Origin of the sequence: Clostridioides sp. ZZV14-6345 (assembly GCF_020657775.1) — a bacterium.
GTDB lineage: Bacteria > Bacillota > Clostridia > Peptostreptococcales > Peptostreptococcaceae > Clostridioides > Clostridioides difficile_D.
The window spans coordinates 1-20,442 of the sequence record NZ_JAGWCX010000055.1 but is presented as its reverse complement, the minus strand read 5'-3'; the positions used below and the strand labels follow the sequence as shown (position 1 = coordinate 20,442).

At 27.5% G+C, this 20,442-nt stretch carries 22 protein-coding genes; 17 read left to right on the top strand and 5 right to left on the bottom strand.

Annotated elements, in window-relative coordinates; translation table 11 throughout:
- The first annotated feature begins 2 nt into the window (after window positions 1-2).
- The 11 genes from mutL (at window position 3) to KGF39_RS14140 (ending at window position 11,144) form a co-directional block, all read left to right on the top strand.
- Window positions 3-1,970 carry a DNA mismatch repair endonuclease MutL gene (gene mutL, locus KGF39_RS14190; RefSeq protein WP_227822795.1) on the top strand — a complete coding sequence of 656 codons (1,968 nt, stop codon included), beginning with the start codon at window positions 3-5 and terminating at the stop codon, window positions 1,968-1,970.
- Between the two features lie 37 nt (window positions 1,971-2,007).
- Entirely contained in the window at window positions 2,008-2,943 is a 936-nt protein-coding gene (gene miaA / locus KGF39_RS14185) for a tRNA (adenosine(37)-N6)-dimethylallyltransferase MiaA (RefSeq protein WP_227822803.1), read from the top strand.
- Window positions 2,944-3,056: 113 nt separating this feature from the next.
- On the top strand, window positions 3,057-3,317 hold the full coding sequence (gene hfq / locus KGF39_RS14180) for an RNA chaperone Hfq (RefSeq protein WP_003428780.1): 261 nt from the start codon (window positions 3,057-3,059) through the stop codon (window positions 3,315-3,317).
- Window positions 3,318-3,443: 126 nt separating this feature from the next.
- Window positions 3,444-4,724 (top strand): methionine gamma-lyase family protein, encoded by a 1,281-nt coding sequence (locus KGF39_RS14175; protein ID WP_227822794.1) that lies wholly within the window; start codon window positions 3,444-3,446, stop codon window positions 4,722-4,724.
- A gap of 68 nt (window positions 4,725-4,792) precedes the next feature.
- Window positions 4,793-6,139 carry a M20 family metallopeptidase gene (locus KGF39_RS14170; RefSeq protein ID WP_227822793.1) on the top strand — a complete coding sequence of 449 codons (1,347 nt, stop codon included), beginning with the start codon at window positions 4,793-4,795 and terminating at the stop codon, window positions 6,137-6,139.
- A 132-nt stretch (window positions 6,140-6,271) separates the two neighbouring features.
- On the top strand, window positions 6,272-7,354 hold the full coding sequence (locus tag KGF39_RS14165) for an SIR2 family protein (RefSeq protein WP_227822792.1): 1,083 nt from the start codon (window positions 6,272-6,274) through the stop codon (window positions 7,352-7,354).
- Between the two features lie 86 nt (window positions 7,355-7,440).
- On the top strand, window positions 7,441-8,073 hold the full coding sequence (locus tag KGF39_RS14160) for a cyclase family protein (protein WP_227822791.1): 633 nt from the start codon (window positions 7,441-7,443) through the stop codon (window positions 8,071-8,073).
- A gap of 55 nt (window positions 8,074-8,128) precedes the next feature.
- Window positions 8,129-8,668 carry a prolyl-tRNA synthetase associated domain-containing protein gene (locus KGF39_RS14155; protein WP_227822790.1) on the top strand — a complete coding sequence of 180 codons (540 nt, stop codon included), beginning with the start codon at window positions 8,129-8,131 and terminating at the stop codon, window positions 8,666-8,668.
- A gap of 49 nt (window positions 8,669-8,717) precedes the next feature.
- Window positions 8,718-9,404: a DUF554 domain-containing protein gene (locus tag KGF39_RS14150; protein WP_054273939.1), complete on the top strand. Its 687-nt coding sequence runs from the start codon at window positions 8,718-8,720 to the stop codon at window positions 9,402-9,404.
- Between the two features lie 181 nt (window positions 9,405-9,585).
- Window positions 9,586-10,461: a kinase gene (locus tag KGF39_RS14145; protein WP_227822789.1), complete on the top strand. Its 876-nt coding sequence runs from the start codon at window positions 9,586-9,588 to the stop codon at window positions 10,459-10,461.
- A 299-nt stretch (window positions 10,462-10,760) separates the two neighbouring features.
- The gene (locus KGF39_RS14140; protein ID WP_227822788.1) at window positions 10,761-11,144 is read left to right on the top strand and encodes an acyl-CoA thioesterase/BAAT N-terminal domain-containing protein; all 384 of its coding nucleotides are present in this window, start codon (window positions 10,761-10,763) and stop codon (window positions 11,142-11,144) included.
- A 39-nt stretch (window positions 11,145-11,183) separates the two neighbouring features.
- Here the strand turns inward: KGF39_RS14140 and KGF39_RS14135 are convergent, their stop codons facing one another.
- From KGF39_RS14135 to KGF39_RS14120, 4 genes are all read right to left on the bottom strand, one after another.
- Window positions 11,184-11,426 carry a hypothetical protein gene (locus KGF39_RS14135; RefSeq protein ID WP_227822787.1) on the bottom strand — a complete coding sequence of 81 codons (243 nt, stop codon included), beginning with the start codon at window positions 11,424-11,426 and terminating at the stop codon, window positions 11,184-11,186.
- A 32-nt stretch (window positions 11,427-11,458) separates the two neighbouring features.
- On the bottom strand, window positions 11,459-11,596 hold the full coding sequence (locus KGF39_RS14130) for a response regulator (protein ID WP_227822802.1): 138 nt from the start codon (window positions 11,594-11,596) through the stop codon (window positions 11,459-11,461).
- A gap of 221 nt (window positions 11,597-11,817) precedes the next feature.
- A complete protein-coding gene (locus tag KGF39_RS14125) occupies window positions 11,818-12,882 on the bottom strand; it encodes a 4Fe-4S dicluster domain-containing protein (RefSeq protein ID WP_227822786.1) in 1,065 nt (354 codons plus the stop codon).
- Between the two features lie 273 nt (window positions 12,883-13,155).
- Window positions 13,156-14,355 carry a coenzyme F420-0:L-glutamate ligase gene (locus tag KGF39_RS14120; protein ID WP_227822785.1) on the bottom strand — a complete coding sequence of 400 codons (1,200 nt, stop codon included), beginning with the start codon at window positions 14,353-14,355 and terminating at the stop codon, window positions 13,156-13,158.
- 118 nt (window positions 14,356-14,473) lie between these two features.
- Between KGF39_RS14120 and KGF39_RS14115 the strand changes: the two genes are divergently transcribed.
- Window positions 14,474-15,361, top strand: a complete 888-nt coding sequence (locus KGF39_RS14115; RefSeq protein WP_227822784.1) for a LysR family transcriptional regulator — start codon at window positions 14,474-14,476, stop codon at window positions 15,359-15,361.
- Between the two features lie 190 nt (window positions 15,362-15,551).
- Window positions 15,552-16,106, top strand: coding sequence for a GNAT family N-acetyltransferase (locus tag KGF39_RS14110; RefSeq protein ID WP_054273924.1), 555 nt, complete (start codon window positions 15,552-15,554; stop codon window positions 16,104-16,106).
- Window positions 16,107-16,351: 245 nt separating this feature from the next.
- Here the strand turns inward: KGF39_RS14110 and KGF39_RS14105 are convergent, their stop codons facing one another.
- Window positions 16,352-17,212 carry a YitT family protein gene (locus tag KGF39_RS14105; RefSeq protein ID WP_003435320.1) on the bottom strand — a complete coding sequence of 287 codons (861 nt, stop codon included), beginning with the start codon at window positions 17,210-17,212 and terminating at the stop codon, window positions 16,352-16,354.
- A 363-nt stretch (window positions 17,213-17,575) separates the two neighbouring features.
- Between KGF39_RS14105 and KGF39_RS14100 the strand changes: the two genes are divergently transcribed.
- The 4 genes from KGF39_RS14100 to KGF39_RS14085 all read left to right on the top strand — a co-directional run bounded on the left by KGF39_RS14100 (window position 17,576) and on the right by KGF39_RS14085 (window position 20,358).
- On the top strand, window positions 17,576-17,962 hold the full coding sequence (locus KGF39_RS14100) for a VOC family protein (RefSeq protein WP_413927027.1): 387 nt from the start codon (window positions 17,576-17,578) through the stop codon (window positions 17,960-17,962).
- A 415-nt stretch (window positions 17,963-18,377) separates the two neighbouring features.
- Window positions 18,378-18,698: a hypothetical protein gene (locus KGF39_RS14095; protein WP_003424083.1), complete on the top strand. Its 321-nt coding sequence runs from the start codon at window positions 18,378-18,380 to the stop codon at window positions 18,696-18,698.
- A 138-nt stretch (window positions 18,699-18,836) separates the two neighbouring features.
- The gene (gene trmB, locus KGF39_RS14090) at window positions 18,837-19,481 is read left to right on the top strand and encodes a tRNA (guanosine(46)-N7)-methyltransferase TrmB (RefSeq protein WP_227822782.1); all 645 of its coding nucleotides are present in this window, start codon (window positions 18,837-18,839) and stop codon (window positions 19,479-19,481) included.
- A gap of 145 nt (window positions 19,482-19,626) precedes the next feature.
- Entirely contained in the window at window positions 19,627-20,358 is a 732-nt protein-coding gene (locus KGF39_RS14085; protein WP_227822781.1) for a hypothetical protein, read from the top strand.
- Window positions 20,359-20,442: the final 84 nt, after the last annotated feature.

The window sequence follows — 20,442 nt, the reverse complement described above, 5'->3', positions numbered from 1 at the left end:
AAATGAAAAATATAATTAACATCCTAGATGATTTGACTATAAACAAGATAGCAGCTGGTGAAGTTGTAGAAAGACCTTCTTCGGTAGTGAAAGAACTCATTGAAAACTCTATTGATGCAGGTGCAAATAAAATTTCTATAGATATAGTTGATGGAGGAAAAAGTTTAATTAAGATTACAGATAATGGAATAGGAATACCTTCAAGTGAAGTTGAAAAATCGTTTTTAAGACATGCTACTAGTAAAATTAAAAAAATTGATGATTTATATGATTTATACTCTCTTGGTTTTAGAGGAGAAGCATTGGCATCTATTTCAGCTGTATCAAAATTAGAAATGACTACTAAAACCAGAGATGAAATAATAGGAACAAAAATATACGTTGAAGGTGGCAAAATAATATCAAAAGAGCCAATAGGCTCTACTAATGGGACTACAATCATTATAAAGGACATTTTCTTTAATACACCAGCAAGACAGAAATTTTTAAAATCTACTCATGCAGAAACTATAAATATAAGTGATTTGATAAATAAACTTGCAATAGGTAATCCAAGTATTCAATTTAAATATACAAATAACAATAAACAGATGCTAAATACTCCAGGAGATGGAAAGCTTGTAAACACTATTAGAAGTATATATGGAAAAGAAATAACGGAAAATATAATAGATGTGGAATTTAAATGTAACCACTTTAAAATGAATGGATATATAGGTAATAACAATATATACCGTTCTAATAAAAATTTACAACATATCTACATAAATAAAAGATTTGTAAAAAGTAAAATAATCATAGATGCAATAACAGAAAGTTATAAGTCTATAATTCCAATAGGTAAACATGCAATTTGCTTCTTAAATATAGAAGTAGACCCATCATGTATAGATGTAAATATACATCCCAATAAACTTGAAATTAAATTTGAAAAAGAACAAGAAGTGTATATAGAACTTAGGGATTTTTTAAAGGTTAAATTAATACACTCAAATCTTATTGGGAAATATGCTACTTATACTGATAAAAAAACACAGCCTAGAATCGCTATTAACAATAGAGAAAAAAGTACAGACTATGAATTAAGAAATAATAATTTATTAGAATCTAATCCCCAAAATAACAATATGACTAAAGGTAAGGATGAAGTTATCGAAGTTGTGACTTTATTAAGTGAAAAACCAATAAATGAATTTCAATCTGTAAGTGAAGTCTTAAATGCAAGTATAGAAGACGAAATGAAAAATACTAATTATCTGAGTGAAGATAGCGTAAATGACAATATACAAGAAGAATTTCAAGTTGATAAAACTAGGAATGAAGGAAATTATTATTTGGGAGATAGTATTAGAGATAGTGAAGAAGAGTACTTATGTAGTTCAAAACGGAAGTTTTCTTTATATGGATATTCTGTAATTGGAGTTGTATTTAATACTTATATAATTTTGAGTAAAAATGATTCTATGTATTTATTGGACCAACACGCTGCACATGAAAGAATATTATATGAAAGATATATGAAAAAGTTCTATAGACAGGATATCAATATGCAAATACTTTTAGACCCAGTGGTGATTGAAGTATCAAATGTAGATATGCTTCAAATTGAAAATAATTTAGAACTATTTATGAAATTTGGTTTTGAATTAGAAGTTTTTGGTAATACTCATATAATGGTAAGATGTGTTCCTACTATATTTGGAGTACCTGAAACTGAAAAATTTATACTTCAAATAATTGATAATATAGAAGAGATTACAAGCAATTATGATTTGAAAGGAGAGAGGTTTGCATCTATGGCATGTAGGTCTGCTATAAAAGCAAATGATAAAATATATGATATTGAAATAAAAAGTCTATTAGAACAGCTAGAGAAGTGTGAGAATCCATTTACATGTCCTCATGGGAGACCTATAATGGTTGAAATATCTAAGATGGAAATAGAAAAAATGTTTAAAAGAATTATGTAAAATATTTGGATATTTAGAATATATGGAAAGGAATGTTATGAAAAATATACCACTTATAATACTTACAGGTCCAACTGCTGTTGGAAAGACAGATTTATCAATAAAATTAGCAAAAGATATGAATGCAGAGATAATTTCAGCTGATTCTATGCAAATATATAAATATATGGATGTTGGAAGTGCAAAAGTTACAGAGGAAGAGATGCAAGGAGTAAAGCATTACCTTATAGATGAAGTTAAACCTGACTATCCATTTTCAGTCTCAGAGTTTCAACAAAGAGCAAAAAAATATATATATGAAATAAATGAAAAGGGAAAATGTGTTTTAGTAACTGGAGGTACAGGTCTTTATCTAAATTCTTTAATATATAATATGGACTTTGCAAAATCTGATGCCAATAATGAATTAAGGGAAGAACTTCAAAATCAGCTTGCTGAAAAAGGAATAGATTATATGCACAACAGGCTAAAAGAACTTGATGAAAAAGCTGCTAATAGAATTCATAAAAACAATACTAAGAGAGTCATAAGGGCTCTTGAAGTTTGTCTAAGCGGTAAGAAAATGAATGATTTTTCAAGTGATTTAAAATTTAATGAAGAATATCAACCAATAATAATAGTTCTTAATAGAGACAGAGAACATTTATATGAAAGAATAAATATGAGAGTTGATATTATGCTTAAAAATGGATTAGTTGAAGAGGTAAAAAAACTTCTAAGTATGGGATTTAAAAAAGATATGATATCAATGCAAGGCATAGGTTATAAAGAGATATTAAAGTATTTAGATGGAGAATATACATACGAAGAAGCTATTGAAATAATAAAAAGAGATTCTAGAAGGTATGCAAAGCGTCAGATAACTTGGTTTAAAAGATATGAAACAGCAAAATGGTTTGATTTAGACAAATATGAAAGTATAGACAAATTAAAAAATGAAATAATCTTATATATTAAAGATTCTATAAAATAATATATAATTTTTTAAGTATACAACTTAATATTGAAAATTTATCATAACTTATATAGAATATAAGATAGGAATATTTTAGAAGTTCAATTTAATCTTGGGAGGGTACAAATCTAATGAAAAATACAGTTTTAAATTTACAAGATTTGTTTTTAAATAATGCAAGGAAAGAAAGGATACCTGTTACTATATATTTAGTCAATGGAGTGCAAGTTAAAGGGCTTGTAAAAGGATTTGATAGCTATATAATATTAATAGAAGGTGATAATAGACAACAAAATATGATTTATAAACATGCTGTGTCGACTATACAACCTGGAAAGTATATTAATCTAACAAATCAAAATCAAAACAACAACAATAATAACAACAGATAAATAACTAATTTAATTTAAGATGATTGAGAGGAGACTTATACTAACTTATAAACTATGATTTATTTGTTTTAGTAAAATAGTCTCCTTTACATGTTTAGATAAAATAATAAAAAGACAGGTGATAAAATGCTTAATGAGACAAGGGAATTATTAAAAGACTACTATGGAATAGATGATGATACTTTTAAACTATCACAAGAAATAATGGAAGACATAAAAGATAAGTTTGAAGAAATAAAAGAAATAAGAGAATACAATCAATATAAAGTTTTAAAAGCTATGCAAGAATCTAAGTTAAGTGACATGCACTTTAACTGGACTACAGGATATGGATATAATGATATTGGTCGTGAAAAAATAGAAGAAATTTATTCTAAAGTTTTTAATACAGAAGATGCTCTTGTAAGACCTATAATTGTAAATGGGACACATGCACTTACTTTATGTATACAAGGAATAGTCAGACCAGGAGATGAAATTTTATCTGTTACTGGTAGACCATATGATACTTTAGAAGGCGTTATAGGTATAAGAGAAGAAAAAGGTTCATTAAAAGAGTATGGTGTTACATATGATGATGTGGATTTTTTAGAAGATGGAAATATAGATTTAGAAGGAATTAAAAATAAAATAAATGATAAAACCAAACTTGTTATGATACAAAGGTCAAAAGGGTATTCTTGGAGAAAATCGCTTTCAATTAGTGACATAAAAGAAGCTATAGATGTAATAAAATCTGTTAAACCAGAAGCTATAGTAATGGTTGATAATTGTTATGGCGAGTTTTTAGATACTAAAGAGCCTACTGATGTTGGAGCAGATGTTATGGCTGGTTCTTTAATAAAAAATCCTGGTGGTGGACTTGCATTAACAGGGGGATATATAGCTGGTAAAAAAGATTTAATTGAACTTATATCTTATAGAATGACTTCCCCTGGAATAGGAAAAGAATGTGGTCTTACTTTTGGGACTACTAGAAATGTACTTCAAGGATTCTTCTTAGCACCTTATATAGTATCTCAAGCTGTAATGGGAGCTATCTTTTGTTCAAGAGCTTTTGAAAAATTAGGTTATGATGTATTACCAAAACACGATGATTTGAGAAGTGATATTATTCAATGTATTAGACTTAATAGTGCTGATGAAGTAATAAGCTTTTGTGAAGGTATACAAGAAGCTGCACCAGTTGATTCTTATGTAAAACCTGTTCCTTGGGATATGCCTGGATATGAAAGTGAAGTCATAATGGCAGCAGGAGCTTTTATACAAGGTTCTTCTATAGAGTTAAGTGCAGATGCTCCAATAAGACCTCCTTATAATGTTTATTTCCAAGGTGGACTTACATTTGACCATTCAAAAATGGGTACTTTAAAAGCAATTGAATTTATAAAAAAACTGAAAAAATAAGCATATATTTTTTTTAAAAGGTCAAAATATTTATTAGTATACTATGATGAAAATTGAAGGGTGATAATATGAAAGAGCAAATTAAAGAAAAAGTAAATTCTCTACAAGATGAAATGATTTCTTCAATACAAGAAAGTGTAAAAATACCTAGTGTTATATCTGAAGCAACTGAAAATTGTCCATTTGGTGAAAATGTAGATAAAGCTTTAAGAGGTATTTTAGACTTATGTAAATCTCTAGGGTTTAAGACTGTATATAAAGATGGATATTATGGATATGCAGAAATAGGACAAGGTGAAAAAATGATAGGTATACTTGGTCATGTTGATGTAGTTCCAGAAGGTGATTTAGAAAGCTGGAATAATCCTCCATTTGAAGCCGTTTTAGAAGATGGTAAATTGTATGGAAGAGGGACACAAGATGATAAAGGACCTACAATATCAGCAATTTATGCAGTAAAAGCTCTTATGGATTTAAATGTAGACTTTAATAAGAGAATAAGATTCATTTTTGGTGCTGATGAAGAAAATCTTTGGAGATGTATAAATAAATATAAAGAAAATAATGAAGAAATACCAAACTATGGATTTACTCCAGATTCTAGATTCCCAATAACAAATGCAGAAAAAGGTCTTTTACAAGTTCATTTGACTTGTGATAGCAAAAGTGATATAGAATTATCAGTTGGAAAAGCTCTAAATGCAGTTCCAGGAAAGGCAATTTATATTGGAAAATACTCTGACAAATTAAAAAAAGAACTTGATAAATTAAACTTTGAATATACTGTTGAAGGAAATAAAATCTGTATAATGGGAAAAAGCGTCCATTCAGCAGCAAGCGATACTGGTATAAATGCAGTGGCTAGACTTTGTATAGCCCTTAATAATATAGGAATAGATTCTAATATAATTAAGTTTTTAGCAGAAGTTATTGGAGAAGATGCTAATGGAAATAATATAATTCCTAATTGTAAGGATGATGTATCAGGCAAACTAACAGTAAATATAGGTAGAGTAACTATTGACAATGAAAGAGAATTTGCAGGAATAGATGTAAGAATACCAGTAACATACAAAAAAGAAGACTTTGTAAAAGAATTAAAGAAAATGACAGATAAATACCATTTAAATTATGAAGAGTATGATTTCTTGGATTCAATCTATGTTCCAGAAGATACACTTCTTGTTAAAACACTTAGAAAAGTATATGAAGAAGAGACTGGTCTTGATGGAACACCACTTTCATCTGGAGGAGCAACTTATGCAAGAGCTTTAGATAATTGTGTTGCATTTGGAGCTATTTTCCCAGGAAAACCAGAAACAGAACATCAAGCTAATGAATATTTAATAGTAGAGGATATTGTAAAGGCTGCTCAAATATATGCTCTTTCTATTTATGAATTATTAAAGATTTAATATAATATAAGGCTGTCTTGTAATAGGATTTTTTCTAGTAAGAGACAGCTTTATTGTTGTATCATAAAATAAATGATATGAATATTTAATGAATATAAAAATAGTAGTAATATTTATATTAGGAGGAACTATATGAAAATAGCAATATTTTTGGGAGCAGGAGCTTCAGCAGCGGAAAACCTACCTATTCAAAATGAACTGTTTAGCGAATATTTTAAAAAGCTAAATCCTACAAACTATAATACCAATATGAATAGAGAGTTGTATATTTTCTTTAAACAGATGTTCAAAATTGATATACTAAAAGATAATATAGATAATGCAAATTTTCCTACCTTTGAAGAAGTTTTAGGGCTTTTAGATTTAGCAGAACAACGAAAAGAAGCATTTAGAAATTTTGGACTAGAAAATCTAAATAACAGAAGTGATAGTATACGTTTTTTAAGACAATATTTAATACTATTAATGGCTGAAGCAATTCATAATACATCTAGAACAGATAATAAATATCATAAACTTTTGGTTGAAAATCTTTTGGAAAGTGATTTGCTTCTTGATACCACTTTTATTAGTGCAAATTATGATATACATATAGACAATACAGTTACTGGCTTAAGAGATAAGAATGATTTGCCAATTATGCTTGATTATGGTGTGGAGTTTACAAATTTTAAAGAAGAGTTAAATTGGAGAAAACCAAAAGAACCTTTAATAAAATTATATAAGATACATGGGTCATTAAATTGGCTTTATTGCCCTATTTGTAATAGTGTAACTCTTACACCACATGAAGGCGGTGTCATGAAACTTATTGAAAATAGTTCAGAGACAAAATGTTTAGAGTGTGGTGAATTAACAGAACCTATTATAGTGCCACCAACATATTTTAAGAATATGTCCAACATATTTTTAAGCAATGTTTGGAATGAAACAGAAAAAACTTTAAGAGATACGAACCTTTTAATATTCTGTGGATATTCATTTCCAGAAGCTGATATGCACATAAAGTATATGTTAAAAAGAGTTCAGACTAATAGAAAAAAATCTCCACTTAAGATAATGGTCTTTAACAATCATTCAAAAAAACAGAGAATTACTTTAAAGAAAGAAGAGGGCAGATACAAACGTTTTTTAGGCGAAGATGTTGTATTTACTGACAATTCTTTTCAAGATTTTTCTGTAAACCCCTTGAAGTTTATAAAAAATATATATTAGTATGGTATATAATGGAATAAAATCTGATAGAAATAAAATGAATTTAGGTATATAATAGAAAATAAAAACATAGGGGGTATATAAAGATGAAGGTTTTTGATTTAACTCATGTGACTCATAATGACATGCCTGTATATGCAGAGCCTAATAGACCAGATATCAAGAAAGTAGCTATTATTGAAGAAAATGGTTATCAAGAAACACTAATTAGTGTATTTTCTCACAATGGAACTCATATGGATTCACCAAGGCATATGTATACCAAAGGTGAGACCCTAGATAAATTAGATATAGAAAATTTTGTTGGGAAAGCTTATGTATTGGAACTTGAAAGGGGAAATAAGAATATAGAATTAGAATATCTAAAAAAATATGAAGATGAAATAAAAAGTAGTGATTTTATAATATTTAAATCTGGTTGGTCAAAGTTTTGGGATAAAAAGCAGTACTATGTAGGCTATCCTACATTAACAGAAGAAGCTGCAAATTATATAGCTGATACTAATATAAAAGGTATAGGAATAGACATGTTATCAGTGGATAGATATGACACATCAGTTTTTGAAGTACATCATATTTTATTTGAGAAAGGTAAAATAATCATAGAAAATCTTACTAATTTAGAAAATGTTCCAGAAAAATTCCTATTTATAGCAGCACCATTTAAGTATAATGATGCTGATGGAGCTCCAGTAAGAGCTATAGCTATAGTAGAATAATATCTCATAATATAGAGGTATAAGATTAAGAAGTGATTAAGGAGAAAAGAATAACATGAGTGGTTTGAAAAATAAAATTATTAAAGAACAAGATGAAAATGAAGTGAGAATGAATGAAACTAAAATATACAATGTTTTGGATAAGTTAAATATTGAATATGATGTAATAGAACATGAAGCCGTATATACAGCAGATCAGTTAGTAATTTTAGATGGAATAGCAAAAGGATGTCACTGTAAAAATTTATTTTTGAGAAATGCTAAAGGAAATAAATATTATCTTATTGTGGTTAAAGGAGAAAAACAGGTTGATTTAAACTCGCTTAAAGATAAAATAGGAAGTTCTAAATTATCATTTGCTTCACCTGAAAGATTATACAATGTACTTAAACTTCTTCCTGGAAGTGTAAATCCTTTTTCATTGATAAATGATACAGAAAGAAAAGTTGAGCTTTACATAGACAAGGATGTAATTAAAGAAGATTACTTAAATTTTCATCCTAACATAAATACCAAAACTGTAAATATATCTAGAAAAGGTTTTGAAGAATTTTTGGAATATTTAAAATATCCACTACAAAGTATTGATGTTTAAATTTTTATAACTGGAGTAAATTTTAATTAGCTAATCGAGGGGAGAAAAAATGTTTGGAGTAATAGCAAATAGTTTAGCAATTGCAGGTGGATGTATAGTAGGTCTTATAATTAAAGGTGGCTTGCCTCAAAGAGTAAGTGATACTATAATGAATGGAATTGCCTTATGTGTATTGTATATTGGTATATCAGGAGCATTGGAAGGAAAAAATACATTAGTAACAATAATATCTATAGCTGTAGGTGCTTTGATAGGAGAATTAATAGATATTGACAAATGGGTAAATAAATTAGGTGCTTTTTTACAAAGTAAATTTTCTAAAGGAAATAAAAAAGATTCTATCGCAGAAGGTTTTATATCATCTAGTTTATTATTCTGTATAGGAGCTATGGCAGTAGTTGGCTCACTAGAAAGCGGTCTTACAGGGAGTCATGATACTTTATTTGTAAAATCTGTCATAGATGGCATAGCTTCAATTATATTTACTGCTTCTTTAGGTATAGGTGTAATGTTTTCTGCAATATCTGTATTTTTGTATGAAGGTATCATATGTATGGGAGCATCATTTTTAAATGGATTCTTAAGTGACCCTGTAGTTACAGAAATGACAGCCGCTGGAAGTTTATTGATTATAGGTCTTGGTTTAAATGTACTTAAACTCACAAATATAAAAGTAGCAAATTTGTTGCCAGCTATATTTATACCAATATTATTTGGAGTGTTTGGAGCAATTTAAATAATAATAATCTAAGATTTGTCTAATTTTTTTAAAAACATTAGACAAATTTTTTATTTAGAAGGAAAATAGCTTTTATCATCAAATTAATAATTATAGTATAAATAAGTTTAATATTATGATTATAAAGTTTATATTAAATTTATTTTATTGATGAAACTAATGGGGAGGTTAAAACTCAATGATTACCTTTGATGTAAATGGAGCTATTATCAGATTTGATGATACAAAAAATAATTATAATAAGATAAGGAAAATCTTTAAATTATATGCTTTAGAAATTTCTAAGAACTTTGAGAGAGATTGTTTGAATAATTTTCAAAATCTAAAGCAAATATCAGATAGAGGTTTAAGTTTAGGAGAAAAATATATAGAGGAATCTTTTAAGAAAGGAATTGAGACTATAGTGAGTTTTGGAATTATAACTATAGATATCGATACCTTTAAAAGTGTTTATTGTGAAAAATATTTAGATTTTAAGCGACTTTTTAATAACTTGAATAAAACTTTTATTATACCAAATAAAAACAAAAAAAATGGTAATGCTAGTTTTTTAGAAATAGAATCAACAGTAAAAAAAATGAGCAATTATTTATACAATGATTGTTTTAAAATTCACTATGCTGTCGTGGATGCACTTATAGAAAATCGAATAACTGAGGTACATTCTTATATTGATGAAGAATCTATAAAAAAATCTAATGCCTTATTTAATAATTATAAAGATGGTTTTATTGGGAAAGCTGATGAATGTAAAGTTGTAAAACAAATAATAACTTTAAATCCATATAGAGAAGATGTATACGAATTTTTAGTAAAAGAAGATGGAGATTTTAGTAAGGAAATTGAAAGACTAACTGAATTTTTGGGTTATGATATAAAAGATTATAAAGCCTCACTAATGGATATTTATATAAATGAGCTAATGGAGAACGATGAAATTGATGTTGAAAATGCAAAAGAAAAGATAGAAAAATATGCTAAATATATTGGATGCAGTGATGAGAATTTATATGTAGCAAGAGTTAATGCTATATATACTTTTGCAAATGCATAAATATTAAATAAAAGATATTCTATTATATAAGTCTAAATAAAAAAATATCCTTATTAATAAAATAGTATATGTTAAAAACCATTCTTAAAATGAGTGGTTTTTTATTTTGGATAACTTTAAATAAATAGAGCATCTTAAACGTAATTTAAAAATATAAAAGACAATATATTGACAAATATAAAATGCGTTGTTATAATAAAAAAGTCAATATGATGTCTTAATTTGATAATTTATTTATATTGTATTGGATAAAATTGTTTTATATATAAAGTACAAATAATTATAAGGAGAAATTAATTATGAAAATAAGTGTATACAATGTAGAATCATTTGTAGATGAAAGACTTAAGGTTATGGTTTCAGATTTAACTCCAAATACTAAGCTTAAAGTAAGTCTGAAAATGGAATTTCCATGGTGCAAAGGAGAAGAGTTTTCATCGTATGGAGTATTTTATTCAAGTGAAAAAGGAGAAGTAGATTTAGATTCGGTTGAACCTATAGAAGGTACTTATAAAACTTTAGAAGAAGTTCCATTAGAATATTTTGAAAAAGTGTTTAAGTGGATTAGTGAAAATGAAATTACTAACACTAAAGAAATATTTGTACATGGAACATCAAAGGGTGGAGAATTGGCGCTTTTGCTTGCTTCAAGATATAAACAATTTAATTTATTGTTTATATAATTTGCATGTTATATACTAGTTTTAACTGATATTGATAATTTATAAACAATTATGAAGTTGGAAATTTATAAGAGTTATTGAAAGGTAGAGTGAATTTATGTTTGCAGAAAACTCAGAGAAGTTGATTTCAAGATATCCATCACTGTAGCAATCTTGTTTTGTTTTTGTCGTAAGATGATTTAAAAAAGCTTTTATTTTCTGTTTGAATACATTGATATTAAATGGTTTTGTTATATAATCTAAAGCTCCAAATTCGTAGCCTTTAATTATATCACATTCCATATCATTAGCAGTCAAAAAATTATTGGTATATCTCAATTTTCCTTGATTTCCTTACATAATTCAAATCCGCTTTTGTCTGGCAAATTAATATCTAAAATAATTAAATCAAATTCACATTCAATAATAGACTTTAATGCAGATGTAGCTGTAAATTTTGAAGTGACTACCATCTTCAATTAGGTTATATGATAGAGTTTTGTTTAATATAGAATCGTCTTCCACCACTAATATTTTTTCCATACAGTTATTCCTTTTAGTTTGATATTTTATGATGTCAATTAAAAATATTGCTGAATTGTTATAAGTAAGAAAAAATTTAACAATTCACATATTTAATAAAGAATCTGTCCTAGAATTTATTATCATAGGACAGATTCTTTATTAAATAAAATTATTTCAGCCAAGACGGGTTTCCAGGTATGAATATTCTTTTACCAAATTTTGAAGTATATTCATCTAAAGCTTTTTGGATAAGCTCATTATTGCCCTTAAAAGAAGTAGTATTTTTTATAGTTTCAAGATTTTGGCTAAATGGGCATGCAGATATGCACATACCACAATCTGTACCTAAATATCTCCATTTAATATAGCATGTCTCATGTTCAATTACCCAATTATATTTTCCATCATCGCCAATTTTAATATCATTAGAAAGTGAATGAGAAGGACAGTTAAAAGAACATTTTTTACAGACTTTACAAAAATCTTCTAGTCCAAAATCAATATATTCATCTTCTAAAAGAGGAATATCTGTAGTAACAACTCCTAATCGAAGTCTAGAGCCATAATCTTTATTTGTAAGTATAGCATTTCTTCCTATATCCCCCAAGCCAGCATCGCGAGCTATAAAAACAGGCATTACTAAATAATTAGCATCCATATGATTTCTAGCATCATATCCCAAGTTTCTTATATAATAACTTAAAATCATGCCAACAATAGATGCATCCACATAGCATTTTGACGTTTCTATAACTTCACATATCATTGGGGCTCTATTTATCATTTCTTTATCCATCTCACATCCAAATACAATGGCGTACTTATGAGTTAGATTAACTTCTTCACCATAATTTTCTTCATGTCTACCCCTATTTGTATAAATATGATAGTCTTTTAATTTAGTTATACCAACTACAGAAGCCCCATACTGTTTTGCAAGACCCTTTATTTTTTTTGTCATTGATTTTGCGTCTACATCTACTTTAGTATCAGAAACTTTTCCTTCACATAAAGATTTGATGTCAGATAAAAAATCAAATGCACTACTTGCCATTGGAGAATTTAATTCATTGTAAGTCATGGTTCCTTCACTACATAAATTTGGTCTATTTCTTATACTATCATCAATTTCTTTTTTGTCAGGATTTTTCTTATAATAGTCATTATAAGCAGTACTATCTTTTTTATAATTTGCTCTTGCAAACATAGTATTTCTCTCATCAACCCTTTTCAATTTTATTCCCCCTAGTAAAAATATATTTAAAAAATATAACATTATTGTTGTATAATTTAATTATATAAGAACAACGTTATATTTTCAATTTAAGTGTAATTAAATTAAGGAATATATAAATAACTACATGATTGATTATAATATTTCTTATCTGTGAACATTAAAGAACCCTCATAATAGATACGACTTTTCAAGTTATATCTATTACGAGGGTTTAATAAATTTTTAGGTTAATCCATTCAATCTAAAAAATTTAAATCTCATTAAAGTATACTATTTTGTATAGTTATCGAAATATCCTTGTATGTAAATAATAGGAGTACCCTTATCTCCACTTCCAGATGTTAAATCTGCCAAAGAACCTATAAGGTCTGTTAATCTTCTTGGAGTAGTACCTTGAGAAACCATGTTTCCTGTTAAATCATCAGATTTATTATCTTTTTCAACTATGTATTTTGAAATTGCTTCTTTTAACTCATCACCAGATAAGTCAGCAAAATCATTATCTGCTAAGTATTTTAATTTTACTTCGTTTGGAGTTCCTTCTAGACCTTTTGTGTAAGCAGGAGATACTACTGGGTCAGCTAACTCCCAGATTTTACCTACGGGGTCTTTAAAAGCTCCATCTCCATAAACCATTACTTCCACATTTTTCCCTGTGATTTCTTTTATATCACCTTGGATTTTGTTTACAACTTCATCACAATTTATAGGGAATAATTTTACTGTTTCTTCTGTAGCTTTGTTTGAACCTAAAAGCCCATATTGGTCATTGTACCCACTACCATCTACACTTGCTGTCATTATATCATCAAGTGAATACACTTTTTTAGCTCCATTTTGTCTTAAAATTCTCTTTGTTCTTTGTCTTGTATGTATATCACAAGTTAAAATACTTGTTGTATAGTCAAGAATAGTCTTTGGATTATTTGCAAATATTATTTCTACTTCTGCACCACAATCCTTGATTAAATTCTTATAATAGTCTACATAATCTACACCAGTAAATGTATGCTTGTTATATCCAAATAGTTCTCTATATTTTTCTTCTGTTAAAATATCTGACCAAGGATTTATTCCCTTATCATCAAGTTCATCAATACTTATTAAATGATTTCCAACTTCATCAGAAGGGTAGCTTAACATTAATACAACTTTTCTACATCCTTTTGCAATTCCTTTTAAACATATAGCAAAACGATTTCTACTTAAGATTGGGAATATAACACCAACAGTATCATCTCCAAATTTAGCTTTTACATCTTTTGCAATATTGTCAACATGAGCATAATTTCCCTGTGCTCTAGCTACAACAGCTTCTGTAACAGCAATTACATCTTTATCTCTAACTTCAAAATTTTCACTTTTTGACGCGTTTAAAACAGAATCAACAACTATCTTAACTAAGTCATCTCCCTGTCTTATAATAGGTGCTCTAACCCCTCTTGAAACAGTTCCAACTAATCTATCCATTATCTAAAATCCTCCTAAAGAATTAATATTGTCATATTAGTACCATGTATATTATAATTCAAATATGATTATAAGTAAAATAAATAATACTAATATTTGACATAAGGAGTAATTATATATGAATATAAAACTTGAACTGTATAAGGTTTTTAACACAGTTGCAAATAATAAGAGTTTTTCTCTTGCTGCTAAAGAATTATTTATGTCACAGCCAGCTGTAAGTCAGTCAATAAAACAATTAGAGGAACAATTAGATACTATACTGTTTTATAGAAATAATAAAGGTGTAAAATTAACTCCAGAAGGGGAAATTCTAAGTGAGCATGTAACTACTGCATTAAAGTTAATAGCATCAGGAGAGGATAGAATAAATAAATTCAAAAAATTAGAATATGGTTCTCTAAAAATAGGAGTAGGAGATACAGCTGCACGTTTTTTCTTATTAAAATATTTAGAAATTTTTCATAAGAAGTACCCACATATACATGTATCTACAATAAATAGAACGAGTAGAGAACTTATATCTTTACTCAAAGATGGTAATATAGATATAGCAATTATAAACATGCCAATAGAAGATGATGCACTAAATATTGTTGAATGTATTGAAATACATGATATATTTGTGTGTGCAAATGATTACATAGAATACAAAGGGAAAAAAATATCCCTAGAAGAACTAAATACATTGCCTTTAATAATGCTAGAAAATAAAGCAAATTCAAGACTTTATGTAAATGAATATTTTTTATCAAAAGGTATAAAACTAAACCCAGATATAGAATTGGGTTCTCATGAATTACTTTTAGAATTTGCGTATATAAATCTTGGTGTATCTTGTGTTATAGAAGAATTCAGCATAGATTATTTAGAAAGTGGAAAATTATTTAAATTGGATATAAAAGAGCCGATACCTAAGAGAAATGTAGGTTACTGTCATTTAAAGGATATATCCTTGTCCTTAGCAACAAAAGAATTCTTAAGTATGATATCCAGTAATATGTAATTTAGAATACATATTTCACAATTAAATTAATATAAAAAAATAGATATAAGTTCGCAAGTCTGAAAGATTCACATAATAAACTAATTTATTAAAGATAAAAATAAGGTTAATTTGAGAACATTTATATAATTAGTATCGTATTTTAAATATGAACAATATATTTAGATTAATGTATAAAGGGGGATTAGAAATGTCTGATTCTGAATATCCTCAAATGAAAACCTTAGAAACTAGAAATTGTATATTAAGACCTGCATCATTAGATGATGTTGAAGATTTTTTTGACTGTTATAAGAATAAAATAGTAGTAAAACATTTACCCTTTAATGAGCATAAATCTTTAGAAGACACAAGAAAGTTTATAAAATCCTTTTTTCTAAATCCTTATAAAAAAGGAAAAATTGGTCACTTTGCTATAGTATATAAAAGAGACAATAAAGTTATTGGAAATATGGGGTTTAATAATATAAATCCCAAAGCATTAGAAGCAGAAATAGGTATATGTATAAATCCAAGTTATTGGGGACATGATTTTGCTACTGAGATAACCAAGAGAGTAATACAGTATGGATTTAGAGAACTAAACTTAAATAAAATCATTGCAATAACCTATGAAGAAAATCAGAATTCTACAAAATCATTAGATTTATTAGGATTTAAATGCACAGGAAAATATATCAAAAAAATTCATGCTGGAAACATTGTAAAAAACATTCCTTGTTATCAATATGAATTGAAAAAATAATATATATAATCATTTAATATTTATGCCAATTATTTAGTAATGATTGTTTTCTAAATCAAATTTCAATAAAGGGGCTGTCTTAAAATAGAGATAAGCCTTTTTTCATTGTTGAAATAATGAAAATGCATTTGATTTCATATAAAAAAGAGTGTCTCATGAACTAAAAAGTTCATTTTGAGACACTCCCTTTGAATAAATCGTATTTTAACTAAAATAGTATATGTCTTTAAAGTATTAATTTTTTATTAGTTCTCTAAATTTTTAAATCCTTCTCCAAGAACTTCATGTACATCTGTAACAATAACAAATGCAGTAGGGTCAGTCCTTTTAACTAATCTCTTTAAATAAAGCTCTTGTTTTTTAGAAACTACGACTAATAGAACTTCTTTATTTTCTCTAGTATATCCACCCTTACCATCAAGAATAGTAAGTCCTCTATCAAGTTCTTCAGTTATAGCCTGTCTTAAACTTTCAGGCTCATCAGAAATAATAAAAAATGCTTTTGAATGGTCAAATCCTTCCATTATCATATCTGCTATTTTTATTAATACACAAAGTGCTATACCAGAGTAAAGTGCAGTTTCTAAACTACGATTTACTATACCAGAAGATATAACCACCATTCCATCCAGACACGACATAAATTTTGTGGCTTTTATACCTGGGAATTTCTTACTAAGTATGAGTGCAATTAAATCTGTTCCCCCAGTAGAAGCATCTGACTTAAACATTATTCCTAAACCTATACCAACTAAGATTCCTCCTGCAATAGAAGATAATAGTAAGTCATTAGTAAATCTTAACTTTGATAATGGGTCTGTTAATTGAACTATAGCTGAAAACACAACTGTTCCAAATAACGTTTTTAATGAATTTTTTGTACCCATAATCCTAAAAGCAAGTATTACTAATGGTACACCTATAATTAACATGATAGCTGATACTGGAAGTCCTGTAACCTTGTTTAATACTAATGATAGACCACTAAGCCCTCCAGGAGCAATTGTATGTGGTTTTAAAAACATATTTATACCAATACTCATTGATATACAACCAAAAAATAGTCCAAGCATTTCAAGTAAAATTGGCGACTTTTGTTTTTTCATATAAACACCTCCATGAACTTGTCACAATTTAATATTATAACATATCTGACCAGTTTATATTATATAAATTTTCTTGATATAAGTAATTTCAAGTATTTTATTATTCTTAATATTTGTTAATTTTTATATAGTGTTTTAATATCCTTACTAATGTTGTTATTTACCTGTAAAAATTTTTATATGTTATAATTTTTTAAACATTATTGCAAAAAATAAAGACTTGACGCATAATAGAAAATACGTGGAATAAATTACATACTTAATGTTTGAATTTAGCGCAAAAATGAAAAGACGAAGAAATTCATATTTGGAGGTAGTTACATTATGCATGATGAACTGAAAATCAAAATGTACTCATTTACGATGGATTGTAAAGATCCACATGAATTAGCAAAATTTTATGCGACGTTACTCAAGTGGGAAATACCATTTTACAATGAAGAATATGCATGCGTTGGTGCTCCAGGAACAAATCAGGGAGCGTATCCTGGTATAACATTTCAAAGAAATCCTGAGTATAAACCGCCTGTGTGGCCAGAAAAGCCTGAAGCTCAACAGCAAATGGCTCATATGGATTTCGCTGTTAATAATTTGGAAGAAGCAGTCCAATACGCAATTCATTGTGGAGCAACAATTGCAGATGAGCAGTTTTCTGATGATTGGAGAGTTATGATTGACCCAGCAGGACACCCTTTTTGCTTATGTCAGATGAAATCAATTATGGAAAGTAGCCATTTTGCATTGTTATAGATGACAACCTTGTCCAATAATTGCAAGCAAAGCACAAGGGTGTGTACCGTTGTGCTTTGCTTGTTGTGTGTATAAATAATAATTTTAAAAAAATAGTATTTTTTTATTGAATAATTTCTTAGATATTTTCAAGTATATAAATTTTGCATATATGAATTGGACATTATCAAATGTGTTATAATATTAAAATAACAAATAAAATTATTATATTTGTTAGTAAAAATTTTATTTGTTTACTAAGTGTACTATAGGGTATTTACTTAAGGTAGTAAAATATCATAATAAAATATTTTAAAACTTTAAGCATTATTTGGTAGAAGTTTTAGTAAAATATGTAAAAACTAATTGATTATGTACCTTATATGGGTATATAATAAATATTGTTTTAATAAAATATTTGAAAGGGAATGATTTAATGAAAATTACTTTACCAGAAACAGCTATTGATACTTTAAAAAGTATCTTAAAAGACAATCAAGATAAACCTAATAATATAAGAGTATACTTTGCAGGTGTTGGTTGTGGAGGTCCTTCTTTTGGATTAGCTTTAGATGAAAAAAAAGAAGATGACTTAACTTATGAAGTTGGAGAATTACAATTTGTAATGAGCTCTGATGAATATAGTCAGTATGGAGATATAATAATAGAAGATACAGGATTTGGATTTAGAGTTATTCCTGAAAATATGAAAGATCAAGGTGGAGGAGGATGCTCTGGTTGTTCAGGGTGCCACTAAGATTAACTTTTTAGTAAGTTAAGAGCTCTCTTTATAGAAATAAATTTCTATTTTAAGAGAGTTCTTTTTATTTTTTGGGGAGATAATGTATAATAAAAAATGTATTTTACTAATTTTTTATATGTGAGGAGAATTATTGTGAGAAGAAGACGAAAAAAAGGTGCAGATGAAAAGCTTTTAAGTTATACAAAATATGTTTTAAGAGATGATATAGACAAATTAAAAGGTAAGTGGAATTTAAAGTTTGGAAATGATAATCCAATACACGTTGAATTTGGTACTGGAAAAGGTCAGTTTATAACAACTTTGGCCAAACAGAACCGTGAGATAAATTATATTGCTATGGAACTTAAGGAAGAAGTTCTTTTAAAGGCTGTTGAAAAAGCTGATACTTCTAATTTGAATAATATACTTTTTTTATGGACAGATGTAAGCCATATTTTAGATTACTTTGAAGCTAAAGAATTATCTAGAATTTATATAAATTTCTGTGACCCATGGCCTAAAAATAGATGGAGTAAAAGAAGACTCACTCATTCTGGATTTTTAGAAATGTACAATAGGGTTTTGGAAGATGATGGCGAAATTCACTTTAAAACAGATAATGAAAAATTATTCGAGTTTAGTTTAAACGAAATTGCTGCAAATAATTGGCTATTGAAGAATATTTCTCTTGATTTAGGAAATAGTGAGTATAAAAATAATGTTACAACAGAGTATGAAGACAAATTTATGTCACAAGGTATGCGAATATTTAGATGTGAAGCTAAAAAACGTAACTAGCAATATGTTTATAAGTTTAATAGTAGAAATTTATTTTAATTTATATTAATAAAGTGTACGAAAGTAGGCATATATAACAAGGAAACAGAACCCTCTCATAGAAATTAAATTACTATAATAAAAAAAATTTATGTGGGAGGGTACTATGAATTTAGCTAATTTGATACCATTTATTATTTCTGTGGCAGCTTTAAGTCCAATAAATTCAAATGATAAGGTTTTAAGTGAAAATCAACTTAAAGATATTTTTCCTGACGCAAATCTAAGAGCAGTTGTAAAACGATATATAAACCCAGATGAGATGACTATAAGTAATATAAAGGCTCTAGATGGAGAGTTTTATGCAACTGGTGAAAGCATTTCAAATTTAAAAGGTATATCATATCTTGAAAATATAGATAATTTTATTTTTTGGAACAATAATATAAAAGAAGTTCCTAAAGAAGCTTTAGGTCTAAAAGATATGGATTCAATCAATCTTGCCAATAATTATTTGATTGATGATAATGTAGTAAATTCTCTTTCTAATAATGGTGTAGATGTAAATTGCGATTTAAATTTTATTGATACAAAAGATAATCAATATAAACTGGAATCTAAATATCATAATGTTGATATAGCAAAAGGTGAAAGTATTGATTTGAGAAAAATAATTACAAAGAAAATTGATAGTTATTATAAATATTGGGAAGTTACTGATAACCTTCCAAAAGATTTAGATTTTGTTGCGTCTGTAAGTGATAAGAGTGTACTTTCATGTGAAGATATGATAGTTAAAGGTAATAAAACAGGTCAAGCGGTAGTAAAAGTTATACTAAGTGACAAAAATGATTTAAATACATCTCAAGAAGTTCTAATCACTGTCAATGTAAAATAATATGTCAACTTATTCAATCATTCTATTTTCAATTTAAATGTATAATCAAAATAAAGGTTGCTAGTAACAAAGCACTAATATTAG